General features: G+C 66.4%; 1 pseudogene. It reads left to right on the top strand.

Going from position 1 to position 235, the window contains the following annotated elements:
* A pseudogene (locus AAEZ22_RS18650) lies at window positions 1-235 on the top strand (hypothetical protein); the annotation flags it as partial.

The raw sequence follows: 235 nt of genomic DNA, 5'->3' as shown, positions 1-235 counted from the left end.
ATATCATCCTCGCCGATGAACCCACCGGCGCCCTCGACAGCCACAGCGGCGCGGAGGTCATGGCCTTGCTCGACGAACTGGCGAGCCAGGGCCATGTGGTCATCCTGATTACCCACGACCGTGAAGTGGCGGCGCGGGCCAACCGCATCATCGAGATTCGCGACGGCCAGATCATCAGCGATTCGGCTCACACCCTCGCGGCCATACCCAGCCTGGCGGCCGGCGCCTTGCACGC

Source organism: Pseudoalteromonas sp. 20-MNA-CIBAN-0454, from assembly GCF_040308685.1.
Classification (GTDB): Bacteria; Pseudomonadota; Gammaproteobacteria; order Enterobacterales; family Alteromonadaceae; genus Pseudoalteromonas; species Pseudoalteromonas nigrifaciens.
The sequence above is the reverse complement of the archived record's forward strand: the minus strand, read 5'-3'. Positions and strand labels throughout refer to the sequence as shown.